General features: G+C 50.2%; 17 protein-coding genes and 1 other annotated feature. Of the genes, 15 read left to right on the plus strand and 2 right to left on the minus strand.

Annotation, left to right across the window (positions count from 1 at the left end):
• The first annotated feature begins 16 nt into the window (after positions 1–16).
• Positions 17–256, plus strand: coding sequence for a copper ion binding protein (locus tag AXX12_RS18075; RefSeq protein WP_066245765.1), 240 nt, complete (start codon positions 17–19; stop codon positions 254–256).
• Between the two features lie 148 nt (positions 257–404).
• Positions 405–1811 carry an LCP family protein gene (locus AXX12_RS18080; protein WP_066245768.1) on the plus strand — a complete coding sequence of 469 codons (1407 nt, stop codon included), beginning with the start codon at positions 405–407 and terminating at the stop codon, positions 1809–1811.
• 166 nt (positions 1812–1977) lie between these two features.
• Here AXX12_RS18080 and AXX12_RS18085 read toward each other — a convergent pair whose 3' ends face one another.
• Positions 1978–2652: a Crp/Fnr family transcriptional regulator gene (locus AXX12_RS18085; protein ID WP_066245770.1), complete on the minus strand. Its 675-nt coding sequence runs from the start codon at positions 2650–2652 to the stop codon at positions 1978–1980.
• A 17-nt stretch (positions 2653–2669) separates the two neighbouring features.
• A complete protein-coding gene (locus AXX12_RS18090) occupies positions 2670–4793 on the minus strand; it encodes a cell division FtsA domain-containing protein (RefSeq protein ID WP_066245772.1) in 2124 nt (707 codons plus the stop codon).
• Between the two features lie 213 nt (positions 4794–5006).
• On the opposite strand from AXX12_RS18090, the gene AXX12_RS18095 reads away from it, so the two are divergent.
• From AXX12_RS18095 to AXX12_RS18150, 13 genes are all read left to right on the plus strand, one after another.
• Positions 5007–5219: a hypothetical protein gene (locus AXX12_RS18095; RefSeq protein WP_066245774.1), complete on the plus strand. Its 213-nt coding sequence runs from the start codon at positions 5007–5009 to the stop codon at positions 5217–5219.
• Between the two features lie 172 nt (positions 5220–5391).
• Positions 5392–6237, plus strand: coding sequence for a DegV family protein (locus tag AXX12_RS18100; RefSeq protein ID WP_066245775.1), 846 nt, complete (start codon positions 5392–5394; stop codon positions 6235–6237).
• A gap of 162 nt (positions 6238–6399) precedes the next feature.
• Entirely contained in the window at positions 6400–8010 is a 1611-nt protein-coding gene (locus AXX12_RS18105; RefSeq protein WP_231881952.1) for a DAK2 domain-containing protein, read from the plus strand.
• A 25-nt stretch (positions 8011–8035) separates the two neighbouring features.
• Positions 8036–8689 carry a cyclodeaminase/cyclohydrolase family protein gene (locus AXX12_RS18110; RefSeq protein ID WP_066245778.1) on the plus strand — a complete coding sequence of 218 codons (654 nt, stop codon included), beginning with the start codon at positions 8036–8038 and terminating at the stop codon, positions 8687–8689.
• Between the two features lie 24 nt (positions 8690–8713).
• On the plus strand, positions 8714–9208 hold the full coding sequence (locus AXX12_RS18115) for a hypothetical protein (RefSeq protein WP_066245780.1): 495 nt from the start codon (positions 8714–8716) through the stop codon (positions 9206–9208).
• 26 nt (positions 9209–9234) lie between these two features.
• On the plus strand, positions 9235–10608 hold the full coding sequence (locus AXX12_RS18120) for a nicotinate phosphoribosyltransferase (protein ID WP_066245782.1): 1374 nt from the start codon (positions 9235–9237) through the stop codon (positions 10606–10608).
• A 369-nt stretch (positions 10609–10977) separates the two neighbouring features.
• Complete coding sequence (ilvD, locus tag AXX12_RS18125) at positions 10978–12639, plus strand: dihydroxy-acid dehydratase (RefSeq protein ID WP_066245783.1); 1662 nt, start codon at positions 10978–10980, stop codon at positions 12637–12639.
• A gap of 295 nt (positions 12640–12934) precedes the next feature.
• Positions 12935–13168, plus strand: a binding site (T-box leader).
• Between the two features lie 189 nt (positions 13169–13357).
• Positions 13358–14905 carry a 2-isopropylmalate synthase gene (locus AXX12_RS18130; RefSeq protein WP_066245784.1) on the plus strand — a complete coding sequence of 516 codons (1548 nt, stop codon included), beginning with the start codon at positions 13358–13360 and terminating at the stop codon, positions 14903–14905.
• The gene (gene leuC / locus AXX12_RS18135; protein WP_066245786.1) at positions 14906–16168 is read left to right on the plus strand and encodes a 3-isopropylmalate dehydratase large subunit; all 1263 of its coding nucleotides are present in this window, start codon (positions 14906–14908) and stop codon (positions 16166–16168) included.
• Entirely contained in the window at positions 16165–16650 is a 486-nt protein-coding gene (gene leuD, locus AXX12_RS18140; protein WP_066245787.1) for a 3-isopropylmalate dehydratase small subunit, read from the plus strand. The genes leuC and leuD overlap by 4 nt, the downstream gene beginning before the upstream one ends.
• Positions 16650–17717, plus strand: coding sequence for a 3-isopropylmalate dehydrogenase (leuB, locus tag AXX12_RS18145; RefSeq protein ID WP_066245789.1), 1068 nt, complete (start codon positions 16650–16652; stop codon positions 17715–17717). The genes leuD and leuB overlap by 1 nt, the downstream gene beginning before the upstream one ends.
• Positions 17718–17986: 269 nt before the next feature.
• Positions 17987–18136: a hypothetical protein gene (locus tag AXX12_RS19510; RefSeq protein ID WP_156478717.1), complete on the plus strand. Its 150-nt coding sequence runs from the start codon at positions 17987–17989 to the stop codon at positions 18134–18136.
• A 248-nt stretch (positions 18137–18384) separates the two neighbouring features.
• The gene (locus AXX12_RS18150) at positions 18385–19716 is read left to right on the plus strand and encodes a DNA recombination protein RmuC (protein WP_066245791.1); all 1332 of its coding nucleotides are present in this window, start codon (positions 18385–18387) and stop codon (positions 19714–19716) included.
• The last annotated feature ends 21 nt before the right edge of the window (positions 19717–19737 follow it).

Consider the following 19737-nt stretch of genomic DNA (forward strand, 5'->3'; position numbering starts at 1 on the left):
AACGGAGGATTCGACGATGTGCAAAACATGCGGTTGCCATGGGACGCACCTGGAGAAGATAGTACTTAAAGTCCAAGGAATGAGCTGTGCTCACTGCAAGAATGCGGTTGAAAAGGCAGTACGCGGCTTGCCAGGGGTCATGTCAGGTGAAGTAAAGCTAACGGCCAAAATCCTAACTGTCGAGTTTGATTCTACGAAAACAAGGTTAAACGATATTACAGACGCAATTGAGGATGCCGGGTTCTCGGTGGTCTAGATTCTTATGACGGAGATAGTTCGTTGTCAGCATCCTGTCATTGACTAATAAGTCAATCGTTTGCTATACTGATACCAGCCCCCACGCTGTTTAAGGGGGCTTGTTTTTTAGAAATAATGGCTTACGATAGAGAGGATGATCAAGTCTAATGACGCGTACGGAACAAATGAAGCAGAGAAGAGTTCAAGAACGCAAATGGCTGAAATTTGCAATTGTCGCTTTTGGCTTACTGATTGCGGCTACTGCGATTTCATACTATTGGTTCAGTGAATCCTCCATGCCAACTCCCAAACGGAATAAACGAGCAAATACCGGCCAATTTGGAGCTCTTCCTGACATGGGGAAGGTAAATATCCTCGTATTGGGGGTCGATCATCGAAAAGAGGACATTGGCCGCTCTGACACGTTGTTTTTAATTACGTTAGATACCAAGACGAAGGAAACTGCGTTATTATCGATTCCACGAGATACCCGTGTTAAGATACCAGGCTATGGTTTTGACAAAGTTAATCACGCTTACGCTTTAGGCGGGCATCAACTAACCCAAAAGGCAGTCGAGGAACTTCTGGGGACGCCAATAGACTATTATGTCGAAGTTGACTTCTTGGGCTTCAATAAGATTGTTGACGCAGTCGGCGGTGTCGACATTGCCGTAGAAAAGCGAATGTATTACGAGGACCCGTATGATGATTTGATCATCGACTTACAGCCGGGAATGCAGCATATGGGTGGTGATACTGCCATCAAATATGTGCGTTACCGTGATGAAGAAGGCGATATTGGGCGAATTGATCGTCAACAGCATTTTATTCGCGCAATGATGGATGAGGTGACTAGCCCTGCTATTCTTGTCAAATTGCCTGCTATCATCAGCGAAGTGAAAAATGCCATTCGCACAGACTTATCAGTAACAGAACTGATTGGTATGGGTAAGGCGCTTAAAGATGCTAAAGGACAGGGGCTAAAAACCGATATGGCGCCAGGAACACCAATTGATATCGCTGGTATCAGCTATCTTGCCCCAGATATTGTTGCGCTCCGGGAGCATATGGCGAAAGTGCTCGGGATCAAACCTGATGCGCAATATACCTCATCAGCAAATCGATTGGCGGCCGAGTACCAAAATTCTCTACCAGATGAAACGGTGCTATCAGATAAACCTGTATCAACAAAGTCTAGTTTGGCAAAACCCGGCCAACCTAAGTCTGCAACTACGCCGGTAAAACCGGTTGTTCCCCAGAAACCAGCCAGTCAGGTAAGGCCAGCTGAACCTCAGTCTGGCTTGATCCGGGTGGATATTATTAACGCCAGTGGTAATGCATCTGCAGGTGAAAAAATGGCATCACAGCTTAAACAACAAGGATTTTCCGTAACAGAGGTAAGTACTTCGGGCAATGTGAATCGCAATACCATTGTCATCGCCCGTTCTGCCCAAGAATCTATTCTCAACCGGCTGACAGGTTTGCCCTTTAATTATGCACTTCAAGTATCGCCGCAGGCGGGGAGTGCGAATCAGGTGACAGTTGTCGTCGGCAAAGACTATATCGGGCGTTGATAAAGGCCCATCTACGTTGTTGGCCCCGCAAACCCATTGCTAGCGTACCCGTATAGTACGCGTCGCTGTTGGGTTCGCGGGGCCGCCTAGTATCTGGACCTTTCTGAACGCCCTAGGTTTGTTGTTTGAGAGAATAAGAAGAGCCACCCATACTAGGTGGCTCACTTTATTCTGACAGAGACTGCAGCTTTTCTGGCTCGAGGATGATGATCCGGCGACCGTCAAAGTCGATCAAGCGGTCGCGTTTGAGGGAACTGAGGCTGCGAGTGACAGACTCGCGGGTGGTTCCTACCAGGTTGGCTAGCTCTTGACGAGGCATGTCAAGGAGAATGGCGATATGGCCTTTTTCGTTGCGCTGGCCATGATCGCGAGCTAGGCTGACTAGAGTCTCAGCAGTACGTGACATGACGTCATTTAAGGCGAGGTCCTTAATTTTTCTTTGCGCATAGATCAGACGTTGACTGAGAGCTTTAATGAGCTGTAAAGCGAGTTGGCTATTGGTGAGGATTAGCTTTTCCAAATCGCTGTTTTTTATCATGCCAACGCGTGAGTTTTCAGCAGCTACGGCGGTTGCTGGATAGGGAAAGGCTGTGAACAGTAATACTTCGGCGAAGACATCTCCTGGCTGCATAATTTTGATCGTATGCTCGCGTCCGTCGTCAGAGCCTTTGACGATTTTCACTTTGCCACTGATAACAAAGTGAAAGCCTTCGCCAGGGTCTCCCTCTTGGAAGATAAAGGAGCCTTTGCCGTAAGAACGCTCAACGCTATAACGATGAATCTGCCTAAGCTGGTCTTCAGACATTCCGGCGAATAACGGAATCTGATTGAGATACTCCATTTTACCTCCTACTTCTGTTACTTGACGGTTACTTCAATTTGATCACCGTTTTTTACCGGTGCTAAGTATTCGACCGTCCGGCCATTCAATAGTACATTAACTTGACTGCCTAGTGGTAATGAGCGAGGGTCAAAGTCTGCAGCCAATAGTACATCGCTGACAGTGGGCGGTGTCTGGGAAACCGTGTATGTTATATTACCGCCAATCGGCGCTAGTGCATCTGGTGAGATCGGCTGGTTATCACATAGCAGCGATTGACGTCTTGCGGGCAGACGGCAGGGAGTACCGTTGAATTGAACAACTAGTGTTTCTTCCCTGAAAGAATCTAAGCCGAGAACTTCGGTAATGGTGGGCGGCGTAGCATCCTGTATGAGAATGACAGCATTCGCCTCGATCAATGTGTCCGGTCGCGCGGGCTTGCCATTGACGCTTAGATTAGGCATGACTGAAAACTCACGCTCAGTGCCGTTAATTACATAATTGAAGATTGTTGGTTTGGCGGTTATTTCGCAGGTATTGATGACTTCGTCCGCCGTCTTTGGTAAACAGCAGCAGACTTCATCCCGATCATTGAGTTGCGTTTCCATGGTAGCGGCTTGGCCATTGACAGTTATAACCGGTTGAATTATCGTCAGCATCGTGTTGATAGTTACTGTGAAGGAATCCGGTACGTCGACTACATCTGCTACGCACATGCGCGGTGAAGCGCCGCTTTTGCCCTTGGCCACAGTAATCGAGGCCTTATCGACTAGCGAGTCAGTCAGTTTGGCAGGTTCTCCATTGATGGTGATCTGTCCAGGCTGGCCCGACTGTCCTGGGAAAAAGCGGGTTTCGCTATTAACGCGAATCGTCAGGCCCATGCCCGGTCTGCCATGTAGACTGCGCGCGTCAATGCCGGCGCCGAGTATTGCGTCAGCGACAGTCAATTCACTTAAATTGAATAACCGTACCGGGTTGTCGTTAACCCAGACGCTAATGAAATGCAAGGTGTTGCTTGCTGCAATTTTTAAAATGCCAAGCGGCGTGACTCCGTCAGGTTCGGAGAGAACTGCTGGGATACTGTTAAAGCCATCCACTGTTTCCGGCTTGCGGATGGCGACCCTTGCAAGCGGCAGCTCTAATGATTGTGCTACGGCTTGTGGCAGTAACGGTGTTAATGAGCCGCCGCCCACCAGCAGAACCGCTTGCGGGGCTACGCCGTTAAGGGTAAGAATCTGGGCGGCAATATCACGGGCCAACTCTGCAATGTTGGTCTGTATTCGCTCTAAAATTTCGGCTGCGGGGACTTTATGAACAATACCCAGGACATCGGTAAAGGTGATTCTTTTATGTTTTAGTAGCTGGCGTTTGACTGTCTCCGCCACATTAAAGTCGAGGAGATACTGGTGCGAGATCGCCTCAGTAATCTCATCGCCGGCTGATGGAACCATACCATAGGCGATGACAGAGCCGTCACGGGTAATGGCCACATCTGACGTTCCTGCGCCGACATCAACCAGAGCCAAATTCAGGTGACGCATAGTAGTCGGTATCAATACGTTAATGGCGGCAATTGGCTCAAGTGTTAAGGTGGTCAACTCTAAGCCGGCGGCAGTCAAGGCTGACTGCATGGAGTCGATAACCTGACGAGGCAGAAATGTAGCGATAAGCTCAATAACAGCGGTTTTGCCGCGTTGCCCAACTAGGCTGATTAGTTTTGTTCCATCTAATGTAAAACCGGTGACACTGTAGCCTACGCAATAATAGGCAGCTGGGTCAGGCAGTTCTGATGACGCGGCAAGTTGCCGCTGTGCGCATTGTAAAGCGGCTAATTCGAGCGTTCGCTCATCTTGGACGGATAACGCGCCACGGTGTGATGTATCAAGGTCAGCCTGTGCGCGTAAGGTGCAAAGTGAGCGTCCGGCCGCTGCGACAGCCGTCTCGTGAAGCGGACCGCAGCTTTTCTCCAGCTTGGCTTTTATTTGTGTAATTAATTGTGCAACTTCCGGTACATCGTGGATTTGTCCGTCAAGCATAGAACGGGTATGGTGCTCCATACGTTCGGTCGCAATAATATCCAATCCATTCGGTCCAGGACAGCCGATCAGACCGACTACACTGCGCGTTCCGATGTCGAGGGCGAATAACAGCTGTTTTTCCATGAAGGAACTCTCCTATTTAATCGTCAGTCTTCAACGATAATATGGGTATTTGTCGATTCTATTGAGTATTTCTCGTTATTTAGCGAAAATCCTTTTTACAAAATCTTTACCAGTTTGTTGATCTGGCAGGAATATTCAGGCGATTGCGCGAATAAACTATTATCAGGACTTAGAACCTGGTACTAATGACAAGTATAAATGGGGGATTTAGTGATGAATCATTCTGTTTGGTGTGAACATCTTGACAAACGATCAAAATTCACCATTGTTGACTATCGGTGTTCAGATGGTGTAACCCTGTTGAAAATCCAGTCTTGGTATTGTCCTGAATGTGGTGTTCACGGCGCGGCAACTCAGATCATTGAACGTCCCCAGGATTCTGCCGCGGACCAGGCCGATACGCAGCAAATAGCTCAAGTTATGTAACCGTCACCGCCGTGTAAACGGCGGTTTTTCTTAAACTTCCAGAAAGTATAAGTGGAGAGAAGAAACGGGCTTCGCTATATAAGTCTCATAGGTAACGACGGTTTTTCTTACCTAGTATATTTCCGAGTAAAATTTTGGTACAATACTGATAGAAGAGACAAGGAGGAACGACATGCCTAAGGTTCATATCGTGATTGACAGCACCGCTAATGTACCGCAAACGATGCTGGAGGAACATAAAAATCTGCATGTTGTGCCGCTTGCGGTGATGCTGGGGCATCGCCAATGGCGGGAAGACCAGATTGATAATACGGACTTATTTTCCCTTATTCGCGAAACCGGTGAATTCCCGAAAACATCGCAGCCAGCCCCGGGTGAATTTATTCGGATATTTGAGCCGATCATCGGGGCAGGCGACGATATTGTTGTCATTACGCTGTCGAGCGGTTTGAGCGGCACTGTCCAGAGCGCACAAACGGCAGCGCAAAGCATTGACCCGAAGCGAATTAGGGTAGTTGATTCAGGTACAACAGCGATCGGCATGGTTAGAATGGCGCAACAGGCGCTTTTAATGGCAGCGGCTGGTAAATCGGCAGTTGATATCGCCAACCGAATGGAGCGTGTGAGTCAAGCAACCCACACGCTTTTTGTGCCTGCCACACTAGAATATTTGCATAAAGGCGGCCGTATTGGCGGCGCAGCGGCACTTTTAGGCACGATCCTGCAAATTCGCCCGGTGCTTTATCTCAACAGCGGCAAGGTGGCAGTACTTGACAAGGTACGGACCTGGACCAAGGCTATTAACCGCATAGTGGAAGAAGTGAAGCAGCATAATAATCCCGAGTATATAGGAATCGTTCATCTCGACGCGCCGGAAGAAGCGGAGAAGCTTCAACTGAAACTTCAGGAAGTTTATCCGGCTGATCTGATTAGCGTGAGCACAGGCGGAGCGGTTCTTTCGTCACATTTGGGGCCAGGGTTAGTCGGGGTCATCCTTCAGGACTCTACGGGCGCTTAGAAGGGCTCATCTGCGTTGTTACTCCTGCGGTTACTTGCTTGCGTACCCGTATTGTACGCGGCGCGGCGTAATCCTCGTCGTGCCTAGCATCTGAACCCTTCTAAGCGCCCTTAAGTCGGGCGTTGGGGGACGGGACCCATCTGTGCTGAGTGATAGAGGGGGATGTTTGTGCAACCATCAGTTGAAATGATAACTGGCGGCGATTTTCGCCGGATGATTAATGGGGCTTATCGCACGTTTTTACGTGAATATGAGGCAATTAATTGCCTGAATGTTTTTCCTGTGCCGGACGGAGATACTGGCACAAATATGATGCTAACTCTGGGCGCAGTCACACGGGTATTGGCGCAAGCGCCAGAATCTGACATCGGCGCTCTATCAAAGCGAGCAGCTGATGGTGCGATCATGGGCGCCAGAGGGAACTCCGGCGTAATACTTTCACAGATTTTCCGCGGCATAGCTCGTGGCTTGCAGGGTAAAAATGAGGCGACGTCATCGGAATTGGGCAAAGCGTTTCAATACGGTATTCTTTACGCATACCGCGCGGTCGCCCGTCCGGTCGAGGGAACAATTCTGACTGTTGCAAAAGGCATAGCCAAGGGTGCAAGGCGTACTGTGCGGGAAAATCTGCCGTTTCCCGAGATATTGTCAGCAGCGATTGAAGCCGGTAAAGAAGAATTAGCGCGCACGCCTGAGCTCTTGCCAATCCTTAAATCTGCTGGTGTGGTCGATGCAGGCGGTCAGGGACTGATTGCTTTCCTTAGCGGCTGTCTTGACGGAATAAACGGCATTGATTCTGCGCCAGAGGCAAATTTCTCGCAGACGCTTAAAACCACCTCACAGGAAAAGGTCGAAATTTCTCATCCCTATTGTACCGAATTTATTGTAGATCCCTGTAGCCAGACAACCCAGGCAGCAAAGACGGTGCTAGAGCCGCTTGGCGAATCACTGGTTCTGGCAGGCGGCGATGGTTTATTGAAGGTACACATTCATACCGCCCGCCCGGGTACAGTTCTCGAGTCTGCTATTACCTGGGGGACATTACATGATATCAAGATCGATAACATGGCAGATCAACATGAACATCGCTTAGTGCATTCAAATGACGGAATATTGGCTAAAACCGCAGTGATTAGTGTAGCTGCTGGCGATGGCCAGGCTGAGATCATGCACCGATTGGGGGCTGTTGGCATCGTGTCTGGTGGCGATACGATGAATCCGGCGGTCGAGGATTTTTTAGCGGCGGTTCATGCTGGCAAGGCCGAGCATTATATTATTTTGCCAAACAATAAGAATGTGGTGCTAGCTGCGTCCCAAACGCAAAAATTGATTGGAGACAGTGTAACTGTTCTGCCATCAGTGAATATGCCGCAAGCTATTGCAGCGTTGACCGCGTTTGATCCCGATAAGTCGTACGATGCCAATATTGCTGCCATGACGCAACGTATGAATAGTGTGAAGGCGGCAAGCCTGACAATTGCCGTGCGCGATAGCCAGGCAGATGGCCGTTCGGTGAGCGCTGGACGTTTTATTGGACTGTTGGAAGGTAAAATTGTTACCGATGCTGAAGATATTGATACTGCTCTATCAGCTTTGATCTCAGAGGTGATCACTCCTCAAACTGAGGTTGTCAGTCTCTACTATGGTTCAGGCGTTAGTTCCGGCGAAGCGGAGCGATTACAGGCGCTTTTGGCACAGCGGTTTAGTAATGTACAGATCGAACTATATAATGGCGGGCAGCCATACTATCATTTAATTATATCTGCTGAATAAGCAAGAGAGTGGGAAAGGGGATTTTATGCTTACAGAACTGTCAATTTTAGAATTCGCCGATCGCTTATCCTCGGAGCAGCCTGCTCCCGGCGGCGGTAGCGCGGCAGCTCTTAATGGGTTAACAGGAGTTTGCTTGCTGGAGATGGTCATCAACCTTTCTCTGGGGCGCGACGAGTTGGCGCAACACAGCGAGCTTTTGACGGCAAAGCAAAGAGAGTTGGCTCGGCTCCATCATGAACTGCAAATTCTCATTGACCGTGATGCTCAGGCTTTCAGCGGCGTTATGACCGCTTATAAGTTGCCCAAAGCAACAGAAGACGAGAAACAGCAACGTAAGGACGCTGTGCAGAAAGCGTTTAAACAGGCAGCGGAGATCCCGCTCGAGGTAGCCAGGGCTTGTCTGGAAGCTTTGGAAATTGCAAAAGCTCTTTGTGGCAAAGTCAACCCACACGCGGTCAGTGATTTAGCGGTAGGCTCGCTATCAGCTCATGCTGCAGCGATTGGAGCGCTTCTGAATACGGCGATTAATCTGCCATTTATTACTGATAAAGATTTGGCCAACGCACTAGATGGACAAGTATACCTATTACGCTCTTCAGCCGATGAACAACTCGAGGCGATCCGCACCAACATCTATGCCAATCCCATTTTTGCGGCGCTAAGGCCCACATGCTGTTGATGAATACGCGCGGGAGGTATTTCTATGAAACGGTTTATTCTGGGGCTTACATTACTGCTATTATTGCTGGGGGCTCCCAGCGGTGAGGCTGCGGAGATACTGTTCACTGTAAATGCGAACGATAACTCGAACCAGATATTGAAATTCGCCGGTTATGAGTTTCGTTTTCAACATATGGACCATCGGACCTATCTATACAAAGATAAAAACGTCAACAATGGTTTTCAGTGGACAGCCTCGGTTATAACCTGCTGGCTGAAGAAAGAAGCTGATCCTGACACGAGATATGACTTGTGGCAGCAATTCCTTTTTGGCGGACCGATTACTTCCGTAGAGCCAGGGCAAGTGTACACCAAATATACTGATGGTCGGAACGTCCAGATGCTGATTGAAAAGGTAGCCTACTATACTGGTTACCGGGCAACGGCCACTGTTACTGGTAATGGACCAGCGACTGGAACGGGTTGGACTGAAGAAACTCTGCCTAAATATATCACTATCCGAATCATCGTGAATTGAGCGACGGCTTTGCGGGAGGAATCATAATGAGTGTATTTAATGGACAGCGGCTAAATAAAGCGGTATTTAAAATTGATGCCGTGAGGATGAGGGCCGGTTGGTATACTGACGCATACTTTTCCAATATCGCGCAGATTCTGGAGACGTTGTCTCGCGAGAAATATACATTTGCTGGTGAAAGTGATCTCTGTGACATAGACTGTTCTCATATCAAAAATGGCGATATCATTGTTGAAATGCAGTTTTTTACCCGTCGTCGGCCAGTTACGCTGGTTGCTGGGGTAGATGAGGCGCTGGCGCTGCTAGAGGAATGCACCGGCTATTTTCAGGAAGATGGACAATTTGTCAACACGTTTCATCAACTTGAAATTGAGGCTGTTCATGACGGAACTTTTGCTGCATATGCCGGTAATCCGCTGGCTGTTCAACCAGTGCTAAAGGTGCGAGGACGTTACCGTGATTTTGCCCGTTTGGAGACGCCGATCCTTGGTGTCTTGACTGAGGCATCGCGAGTGGCGACTAATGTATACAACGTTCTTGTTGCTGCTAATGGCAAGAATGTGTTATTCTTTCCGGCCCGGTTCGCCCACTATAAATTACAAGCACTGCATGGCTACGCTTATTCGATTGCAGTCCAGGCGTACAACCACACCTTTGGCAAGACGTCAAGCCCTTCTGTCTCCACTGATGATCAAGGTGAATGGTGGGGTGGTAAAGGCGGCGGCACGATCGCCCATGCATCGATCGCTAGCTTTCTCGGCGATACGGCTGAGACAATGATGCAATTTGCCCGCATCATGCCTGTTGATATTCCCCGTATCGTCTTGGTTGACTTCCACAATGACTGTGTCGGCGATACCCTTAAAGTGATGCAGAAAATGTTTGCCGAATTCTGGCGTCTCCAGACATCCGGGCAAATCGAAGAAGCAAATAAGTACCGTCTTTACGGTGTGCGTACTGATACCTCAGGCAATATGAAGGATGCGTCTATTGTTCCGCTAGGTGATGAGAAACTGGATATGGGCGTCAATCCGCGTTTAGTCTGGAACATGCGAAATGCGATTGATTCCGCCTATGTGCATTGGGATGTGCCTGTTGACACAATCGAGGCGGCTCGTACCTGGTGCAAGGATATCAAGATTGTTGTCACCGGAGGATTCGACGTTGAAAAAATCAGACGTTTTGAACGGCATGGGGTGCCTGTCGATATCTATGGAGTGGGTTCTTCGCTGCTGGAGAACTCGGACAAAACAAGCAATGACTTTACGGCAGATATTGTTCGCGTCAATTTGGCTGGCGACAACTGGCGCGGCGAAGCTGGCAGTCGGCAATGGCACGGTATTGCCAAGGTTGGACGGGGCGTTGGCCACAATCCTAACCTGAAGCCTTTAGTTCGTTGATATAGGACACTCGTGAGGGACAACTGTGTTTGGCAAGAAAATGCTTGTTGACAAAACTGTTGGTTATCTGGGATAATGGATAAAAAGTTATAGACTGCAAGCAATGAACGGGACGGACGCGTAGCAATATCGCCACAGAGAGCCGGCACAAAGCTGAGAACCGGCGCGAGGGCTTATGCGTTAAATCACCCGTGAGCTTCTTCTGCGAAGCTAAGGCGTGAGTAGAAGACGCAACCAGGCGTTATCTGGAACCGGACATCGGTAGTGAGGACAAATCAGGGTGGTACCGCGGTTTTTCCGCCCCTGGCAGTTGCAGCAATGCGTGTAACTGTCAGGGGCGCTTATAGTTTAAGAGGGAGGGATTTTTCTATGATTAGCGATGAGGTAAAAAAAGGATCTACACGGGCTGCGCACAGATCTCTGTTTTATGCGATGGGATATTCCCCCGAGGATTTGACTAAACCGTTGATTGGCATAGTCAATGCGCAAAACGAGATTATTCCAGGTCACATGCACCTTGATCAAGTTGCTGAAGCCGTAAAGTATGGTGTCTACGCTGCCGGTGGAACGCCAGCAGAGTTTCCTGCTATCGGTATCTGCGACGGCATCGCCATGGGGCATGAAGGGATGAAATATCCCCTGCCTAGTCGCGAGTTAATTGCTGATAGTATTGAAGCCATGGCCGTAGGCCATAAATTTGATGGTCTGGTGCTCATACCGAACTGTGACAAGATTGTTCCTGGCATGTTGATGGCAGCGGCACGGCTAAACATTCCCGCCATTGTGATGAGTGGCGGTCCGATGATGGCTGGACGCTATCAAGGTCAAGACATCAGTGTCAGTACCATGTTTGAGGCAGCAGGAAAATTTGAATCTGGTCAGATTAGCGGCGAAGAACTGCATGACATGGAGCTATCCGCCTGCCCAGGCTGCGGCTCCTGCGCCGGTATGTTTACTGCGAATACGATGAATTGCATGTCAGAGGTGTTGGGAATGGCTCTTCCGGGTAACGGAACTGTTCCCGCTGTTAATTTTGGCGCTCGCCGCATGCTGGCAAAACAAGCTGGCAAGCGGATTGTTGAGATGGTGAAGGCAGATGTCAAACCCCGCGACATTCTTACTCACAAAGCGTTTGAAAACGCAATCACTGTAGATATGGGCATCGGCGGTTCTACCAATACAGTGCTCCACCTGCCTGCCATCGCCTATGAGGCTGGCGTGGAGCTACCGCTTGACCTGTTTAACGAAATTGCTCAGAAGACCCCCTATATCACGAAGCTGAGTCCGGGCGGAACGCACCATATTCAGGACTTATTCGAGGCTGGCGGTATGCAGGTGGTGATGAAAGAGCTTAGCGCCAAAAATCTGATCCATACTGACATTCCTACGGTTACTGGCAAGACTGTTGGCGAGAACTTCGCAAAAACAAAGAATAGCCGACCTGACGTTGTGCACAGTGTTAACAATCCGTACCGACCGACGGGCGGCCTCGCTATCCTGCGCGGCAACCTCGCTCCAGATGGAGCAGTGGTTAAAGAAAGTGCGGTCGATGAAGCTATGCTTAAACACACTGGCCCGGCTCGCGTCTTCGATTCTGAAGATGAAGGCATAGCCGCCATTGTTGACAAGAAAATCAACAAAGGCGATGTGGTTATCATCCGCTATGAAGGGCCGAAGGGCGGTCCCGGTATGCGTGAAATGCTTAACCCTACATCGGTTATTGTTGGCATGGGTCTAGATAAAGATGTGGCTCTGTTGACTGACGGACGTTTCTCAGGCGCATCGCGTGGCGCAGCGATTGGCCACATCTCGCCTGAGTCGGCAGAGGGCGGTCCGCTTGCCCTGGTAGAAGAAGGGGACATCATTGAGATTGATATCCCAGCCCGCAAACTCAATGTGCGACTGACTGATGAAGAACTGGCATCACGCAGAGCAAAGTGGGTAAGACCGGCGCCTAGGGTGACGACAGGCTATTTGGCGCGCTATGCCAAGCTGGTCACTTCAGCCAGCACCGGCGCAGTTTTGAAATAATTGGTTAACGTGCCCCCATAGCCCTTTAAGTCGCATCGGCGGCTTTTAACTTAACTAAAAGTTTACATTATCTTGATCTAAAACGAAAAAATAACGAAAACTTTACAAAAAAGAACCTGAAATCTATTGACAAAGAACCTGTGTGCTGGGATAATGTATTCAAACCCGAAATTCACTAATCCCCCTATTCTCTCCTCCTTCCCCATATGGCAAGCGGTATTGCGGGGCGAACGCGCCTTGGCAGGAAGATGCGTTCGCCCTGTAATCTGCGAGCAATTAACTGTAACCTAATATTATTAGAGTGATGAACAGGAAAAAGCGTAAGGATTTCCGCTCAGAGAGCCGGTGGTTGCTGCGAACCGGTGCGGGCCCTGTAGCGAACTCACCTGGGAACTGTTTGTGTGAATGTTTGTATGCCTTAAAGTGTATACAGTCCACATAATACAAACCGTCGCCGGTCGTTACCCGGAAGCCGCTTGGCGCAATGAGGCCCAAGTAGGGTGGTACCGCGGATAATCCCGCCCCTATTGATGTTATTAAGCATCAGTAGGGGCGTTTTTTATTTAGAGGCTTCCAGAAAACGTCCATCTGCGTTGTTACTCCTGCGGTTACTTGTTTGCGTACCCGTGTTGTACGCGGCGCGGCGTAATCCTCGTCGTGCCTAGCATCTGAACATTTTCTGACAGCCTCTGACTAAGTATGAAAGGATGGGATGGTCATGACGCAAACGATTAAAATTTTTGACACTACACTGCGTGACGGTGAACAAACCCCTGGCGTCAGTCTGAATGCTAACGAAAAAGTGGAGATCGCGTTGGCGCTTGCCAGACTGAAAGTAGATATCATCGAAGCCGGCTTCCCTATCGCCTCGCCTGGTGACTTCGCCGCAGTCAGCCGCATTGCTGCCGAAGTCAAGGGCCCAGTGATTGCCGCTCTCGCCAGAGCAGAAAAAACGGACATTGAAACAGCCGCCAAGGCCATCGCAGCCGCAGAGAGACCCCGGATTCATACCTTTATTGCCACTAGCGACATTCATCTGGAATATAAATTGCGGATGAGCCGGCAACAAGTGCTGGAGGCGGCGCGTGACGCTGTCCGTTACGCTAAGTCTTTCGTTAATGATGTCGAATTTTCTGCTGAAGACGCCACCCGCTCAGACTGGGATTATCTCTGCCAGGTGTACGGGGCGGCGATCGCGGCAGGCGCCACAGTCATCAATATCCCCGATACTGTCGGTTTTATCATGCCAGATGAATACGGTGCTCTCATTCGCTATATTCGCGAGAATACCCCCGGCGCAGACAAAGTGGATATCAGTGTTCATTGTCATAATGACCTCGGCATGGCAATCGCGAATTCCCTGGCTGCAATAAAGCATGGCGCTACCCAGGTGGAATGTACTGTCAACGGACTGGGCGAGCGCGCTGGCAACGCGGCGGTGGAAGAACTAGCCTTGGCACTCCACACCCGTAGAGACTATTACAAGATTGGCACTAACATTGACCTAAAACAAATCTACCGGACTTCGCGGCTGGTCAGTTCGCTGGCTGGGGTCATCATCCAGCCGAACAAAGCGGTTGTCGGTGATAATGCATTCGCTCACGAATCTGGCATCCATCAGCATGGGGTCATGAACAACGCTTTGACCTATGAGATTATCAACCCGGAGACTGTCGGCATACCTGTCAACCAGATCGTACTCGGCAAGCACTCTGGAAGGCATGCGTTTGAAGAACGGCTGCGGCATTTAGGTCACAATTTAGATAAAGAAACAGTCAGCAGTTTGTTCCGGCAGTTTAAGGAACTGGCTGATCGCAAAAAGGCCGTCTATGACCGCGATATTGAGGCACTAGTTATGGTCAAAGAACCGACCAAGCAGGAAGGGTGGTTCCAGCTAGCCTACCATCATGTAGTCAGTGGCAATCAGACTTTGGCCACCGCATCGGTACGATTAAAAACGAAAGAAGGCATGCTCGAGTGCGCAGCTTGCGGTGATGGACCGGTGGACGCGGTGTTCAAGGCAGTCGAACAAGCGGTTGGCTTTCCTGTCGTGTTGCAGGATTACCAACTGAAGGCTGTCACTGCAGGGCAAGATGCATTAGGCGAGGCCACTGTCCGCATTGAACAAGATAATAAATCGTTTAGTGGACGCGGACTAAGCACAGACGTTATTGAGGCCAGCGCGCGGGCCTATGTAAATGCGATCAATAAAATGCTGGAAACTTGCGGCATGCCGGAAATCAGAGCGGCAGCAGGAGGAATATAAATGGGAATGACACAAACAGAGAAGATCCTGGCCAAACATGCGGGTATGGAATCGGTTCGACCAGGTCAACTGATCCGCTGCAAAATTGATTTGGCGCTGGCAAACGACATAACGGCGCCACCGGCGATTATCGAATTTGAGAAAATTGGCAGACCGGTTTTTGACAAAGCAAAGATAGCACTGGTGCCAGACCACTTTACTCCCAATAAAGATATCAAATCGGCGCAAATGGCTAAAAACATGAAGGAATTTGCCCGCAAGCATGACATTATTCATTATTTTGAAGTGGGTAGAATGGGTATCGAGCATGTGTTACTGCCCGAAGTGGGCTTAGTTGCCCCTGGCGAGCTGATCATTGGCGCCGATTCACATACCTGCACCTACGGTGCGCTCGGCGCTTTTGCGACCGGGGTCGGTTCAACCGATTTGGGTGCAGCCATGGCGACAGGCGATACCTGGTTCAAGGTACCGGAAAGCATCCAAGTCATTCTGAAGAACAAGCCCCGCCATTGGGTATCTGGCAAAGATGTGATCCTGTATTTAATCGGTAAAATTGGTGTAGAAGGCGCCCGCTACCAAGCGTTAGAGTTTTGCGGCGAGGGAGTTGCCGCCCTTAGCATGGCAGATCGTTTCACCATCGCCAATATGGCGATTGAAGCTGGCGGCAAAAATGGCATATTCCCAGTGGATGAGACGGCGCTAGCTTATTTGGCTGGTCGTGTGAGCCGACCGTATCAAGTAATAACTGCTGATGCGGATGCAGTCTACGCTTCGACCATCGAAATTGATTTGGCAGAGTTGGAGCCGGTTGTGGCTCTGCCCCACCTGCCCGAGAATGTCCGACCGGCGCGGGAGCTTGGCGAAATTGCAATCGATCAGGTGGTTATTGGCTCTTGCACCAACGGTCGACTGGAGGATTTAGCGCAGGCGGCAGCGATTCTGCAAAGCCGCTCAGTTCATCCGGCTGTCAGGGCGATTATCATTCCAGGTAGTCAGGACGTCTATTTGACAGCGATGAAGCTCGGTTATATTGAAACCTTTATACAGGCAGGAGCAGTCGTCAGTACACCAACCTGCGGCCCCTGTCTCGGCGGCTATATGGGGATTTTGGCGGCAGGAGAACGCGCTGTTTCTACCACAAACCGCAATTTCCGCGGTCGCATGGGCCATGTCGATAGTGAAGTCTATCTGGCTGGTCCGGCGGTGGCGGCGGCTAGCGCAATTACCGGTCACATCAGCGTCCCAGAGGAGGTCATGGCATGATTCTGACAGGAAAAGTTTGGCGTTATGGCGATAATGTCGATACAGACGTCATTATCCCCGCCCGCTATCTAAACACATCTAACCCCAAAGAGCTCGCCATTCACTGCATGGAAGACATTGATCCCGGTTTTGCCGGTAGGGTTGAGCAAGGTGATATCTTGGCAGCAGGACGCAACTTCGGCTGCGGCTCTTCCCGTGAACACGCCCCGGTCGCACTTCGCGCCAGCGGCATCTCCTGCGTAATCGCCGCCAGTTTTGCTCGAATTTTTTATCGCAATGCGATTAATATTGGCTTGCCGCTGATCGAATTAGCCGAGGCAGATGAGATTCAGGCTGGCGACAGTGTGTCTGTTGACGTGGCCTCTGGCAAGGTGACTAACCTGACCAGTGGCAAGACCTATCAAGCGGAGCCATTGCCTGAGTTCATCCAGGAAATTGCCCGCGCCGGCGGACTGATTAATTTTGTCAAGGGGGAAGCCTGATGCAGCGGCGCATAGTTGTTATTCCTGGCGATGGCATAGGTAAGGAGATCATTGAAGCAACTTTGCCGATACTCACAAAAGCGGCAAAGACCCATGGCCTGAACTTGGGTTATACCACTTGTTTAGCTGGTGGAGCGGCTATCGACGCCTATGGTGAACCGCTGCCGCAGGCTACGCTCGATGCGGCGCGACAGGCAGACGCTGTGCTCTTAGGCGCAGTGGGCGGTCCAAAGTGGGACTCAGTCAGGCCCGAACTTCGGCCGGAAAAAGCCATTCTTGGCTTGCGGAAAGAGCTGGGGCTCTTCGCCAATTTACGTCCGGTAAAGGTATCGCCAATCATCGCCCCCTATTCCAGCTTAAAGCCAGAGGTGGTGACAGGTGTAGATATCTTGATTGTCCGCGAACTAACTGGCGGTGTGTATTTTGGCCAACGCCAGGAAGCCGCTGAAGTCGATGGTATCGTTAGCGCCTGGGACATGGAAGTCTACAGCCAGCCGGAAGTGGAACGGATTGTCAAAGTGGCCTGCCAAGCGGCGCAAGGCCGTAAAGGCAAAGTTACATCTGTCGATAAGGCCAATGTACTGGCTACTTCTCGGCTCTGGCGGAAAACGGCGACAGAAACCGCGGCGGGATTCCCTGAAGTGGCGCTTTCGCACATGTATGTCGATAACTGCGCCATGCAGCTTGTACTGGCCCCTAAGTCCTTTGACGTGATTGTAACCAGCAACTTATTCGGCGACATCTTAACCGATGAGGCTGCCGTACTCACCGGCTCGATCGGCATGCTGCCGTCAGCCAGCCTGGGGCAAGGAACCGGATTGTATGAACCGATACACGGTTCAGCCCCTGATATTGCCGGCCAGGGAATCGCCAATCCGGTAGGAACGATTCTCTCGGCCGCGATGCTGCTGCGGTACTCGCTAGGCGCCGATGCGGCAGCGGAAGCGATAGAAAATGCGGTGCAGGCAGTGCTGGAGGACGGCTATCGCAATGCTGATCTCTACCGACCAGGCATGACTAAAGTATCAACAAGCGAAATGGCCGGACTGATTCTGGCTAAACTATGAGTATGCGGGGAACGTAACCGCAGAGTGCGCGAAGAACCGGGAGAACGAACCGCAGAGTACGCAAAGTGCACAGAGGTGCTCGCAGAGGGTTACGACAAAAATGCGGAGTACTGTCCCGGAGAGCACGGGAAAGTAATTAGAGGCCATCAAAGCTGGCAAAGATAGATTTTTTCCTCAGCCTCTGTGCCCTCTGTGTGCCCTTCTTTCCTCTGTGGAATCGTTCCTCTAACATCTATGATCCCTAGAAAAAACGAAGGAGGATGACTGAAATGGAAACCGGTAAAACCATGGCAACACGTGAACCCCATACAATTGACTATCAGCGGGAAATCAATCATGTCGGCGGGATTAATGAAGAATTGGGCGGCGTCGATCCAAGAGCGGATGAGAATTTAATGCGGTTATCGGGCGGACATTGATGATGAATAAAGCGAGAGCCGGGGAGCAGTCCCGGCTCTCGCTTTATTCATTATCAAGATTATAAATCTTCGCATTGTAGAGGAGCGTGGCCCTGTTTGCTATCCGTACATTGATTTATATCGTAGCCCTCTGCACTCCGCGTACTCTGCGGTTAACGTTCCCGTTTCTCCGGGCGTTTCATATAAGAGGAAACCCAGCCCAAGATGCAGAAACTGTTATATAACAGGTAAACGCTGGGAGGATAATCATGCCAATAGTCATTTACATTTCTGTAGCTCTTTCAATTCTATCGTTCATTCTTCTAATCATCCTGTTTCTACGCAATCCGCAGGCTGGTAATAAGGAAATCGCGACACAATTCGCTGTTATCGAGAGAAACCAGGAGCGGCTCGAACGCAGCTTAAAAGACGAAATCAGCAAGAATCGTGAGGAAATGCTGCTGAGCGCTAAGGCGTTGCGGCAAGAAGTCAGCAGTTCTCTGCTGACGCTCAATGAATCTATGATGCGTAGATTATCGGAGAGTCTACAATCCCAGCTGGGACAGTTAGATTCGTTCTCAAAGCAACTGCAACTGATGACTCAGGCGAATGAAGAGCGGCTCGGTAAACTGAATGAGACGGTTGCCAGCCAATTGAAATCGCTGCAGGATGACAACAATCAAAAACTCGAAAAAATGCGCGAGACGGTCGATGAAAAACTAAATGCCACCCTAGCGACGCGATTGGACAATTCATTTAAACAAGTTGGCGATCAACTGCAACTCCTATATAAGAGTCTGGGAGAAATGCAGGTATTGGCTGGCGGTGTCAGTGACTTGAACCGAGTTCTGACCAATGTTAAAGCCCGCGGTACCTGGGGTGAGGTTCAGTTAGGGAATCTCCTGGAACAAACGATGACTAGCGACCAATACGAAAAGAATGTTGCTACCAAAAAAGGCAGCGACGCTAGGGTTGAGTATGCGGTTAAGCTTCCTGGCAAAGACGACAGCAAAAATTGTGTCTGGCTGCCAATTGACGCCAAATTTGCCCAAGAGGACTATCTGAAAATCCTCGATGCCGCTGAGCGGGCAGACGCTGCTGGTGTGGAAGAAGCGTCAAAAGCCTTGGAAAACCGTGTCAAGCTCGATGCTCGTACCATTCGCGACAAATACATCGCGCCGCCAGCCACGACCGACTTTGCCATCATGTTCTTACCGACGGAGGGGCTTTACGCGGAAGTCCTGCGGCGGCCCGGACTGGCTGACTATTGCCAGACGACTTGCCGCGTCATGATCGCCGGACCAACCACTCTGACCGCTCTCCTGAACAGTTTGCGCATGGGCTTTGCCACCCTGGCGATTGAGAAAAAGTCGAGCGAAGTCTGGAAATTGCTTAGGGCGATCAAATCGCAATATACGACATTTAATGAATTGCTCGATAAGTCGCTAAAGAAGATCGGTGAGGCCCAGACCAGTATGGAGAATGTGAAGAACCGATCTGAACTCATAAACAGGAAGCTGGGCAAGGTAGAAGAGCTGGATATGACAGATGCTGAGAAAGTGCTTGGGTTGGATGAGGGAAGAGCGGCTTCCGAGGAATAGAATGGATGTGAGTTTAGTATG

The sequence above is a fragment of the Anaerosporomusa subterranea genome, assembly GCF_001611555.1.
Lineage (GTDB): Bacteria > Bacillota > Negativicutes > Sporomusales > Acetonemataceae > Anaerosporomusa > Anaerosporomusa subterranea.

Coding starts and splice junctions, on each gene's coding strand:
- ilvD (WP_066245783.1), top strand. CDS start 10,978: ATGATTAGCGATGAGGTAAAAAAAGGATCTACACGGGCTGCGCACAGA.
- AXX12_RS18120 (WP_066245782.1), top strand. CDS start 9,235: ATGAGTGTATTTAATGGACAGCGGCTAAATAAAGCGGTATTTAAAATT.
- AXX12_RS18075 (WP_066245765.1), top strand. CDS start 17: ATGTGCAAAACATGCGGTTGCCATGGGACGCACCTGGAGAAGATAGTA.
- leuD (WP_066245787.1), top strand. CDS start 16,165: ATGATTCTGACAGGAAAAGTTTGGCGTTATGGCGATAATGTCGATACA.
- AXX12_RS18085 (WP_066245770.1), bottom strand. CDS start 2,652: ATGGAGTATCTCAATCAGATTCCGTTATTCGCCGGAATGTCTGAAGAC.
- AXX12_RS18150 (WP_066245791.1), top strand. CDS start 18,385: ATGCCAATAGTCATTTACATTTCTGTAGCTCTTTCAATTCTATCGTTC.
- AXX12_RS18105 (WP_231881952.1), top strand. CDS start 6,400: ATGTTTGTGCAACCATCAGTTGAAATGATAACTGGCGGCGATTTTCGC.
- leuB (WP_066245789.1), top strand. CDS start 16,650: ATGCAGCGGCGCATAGTTGTTATTCCTGGCGATGGCATAGGTAAGGAG.
- AXX12_RS18130 (WP_066245784.1), top strand. CDS start 13,358: ATGACGCAAACGATTAAAATTTTTGACACTACACTGCGTGACGGTGAA.
- AXX12_RS18080 (WP_066245768.1), top strand. CDS start 405: ATGACGCGTACGGAACAAATGAAGCAGAGAAGAGTTCAAGAACGCAAA.
- AXX12_RS18115 (WP_066245780.1), top strand. CDS start 8,714: ATGAAACGGTTTATTCTGGGGCTTACATTACTGCTATTATTGCTGGGG.
- AXX12_RS18100 (WP_066245775.1), top strand. CDS start 5,392: ATGCCTAAGGTTCATATCGTGATTGACAGCACCGCTAATGTACCGCAA.
- AXX12_RS18090 (WP_066245772.1), bottom strand. CDS start 4,793: ATGGAAAAACAGCTGTTATTCGCCCTCGACATCGGAACGCGCAGTGTA.
- AXX12_RS18095 (WP_066245774.1), top strand. CDS start 5,007: ATGAATCATTCTGTTTGGTGTGAACATCTTGACAAACGATCAAAATTC.
- AXX12_RS19510 (WP_156478717.1), top strand. CDS start 17,987: ATGGAAACCGGTAAAACCATGGCAACACGTGAACCCCATACAATTGAC.
- AXX12_RS18110 (WP_066245778.1), top strand. CDS start 8,036: ATGCTTACAGAACTGTCAATTTTAGAATTCGCCGATCGCTTATCCTCG.
- leuC (WP_066245786.1), top strand. CDS start 14,906: ATGGGAATGACACAAACAGAGAAGATCCTGGCCAAACATGCGGGTATG.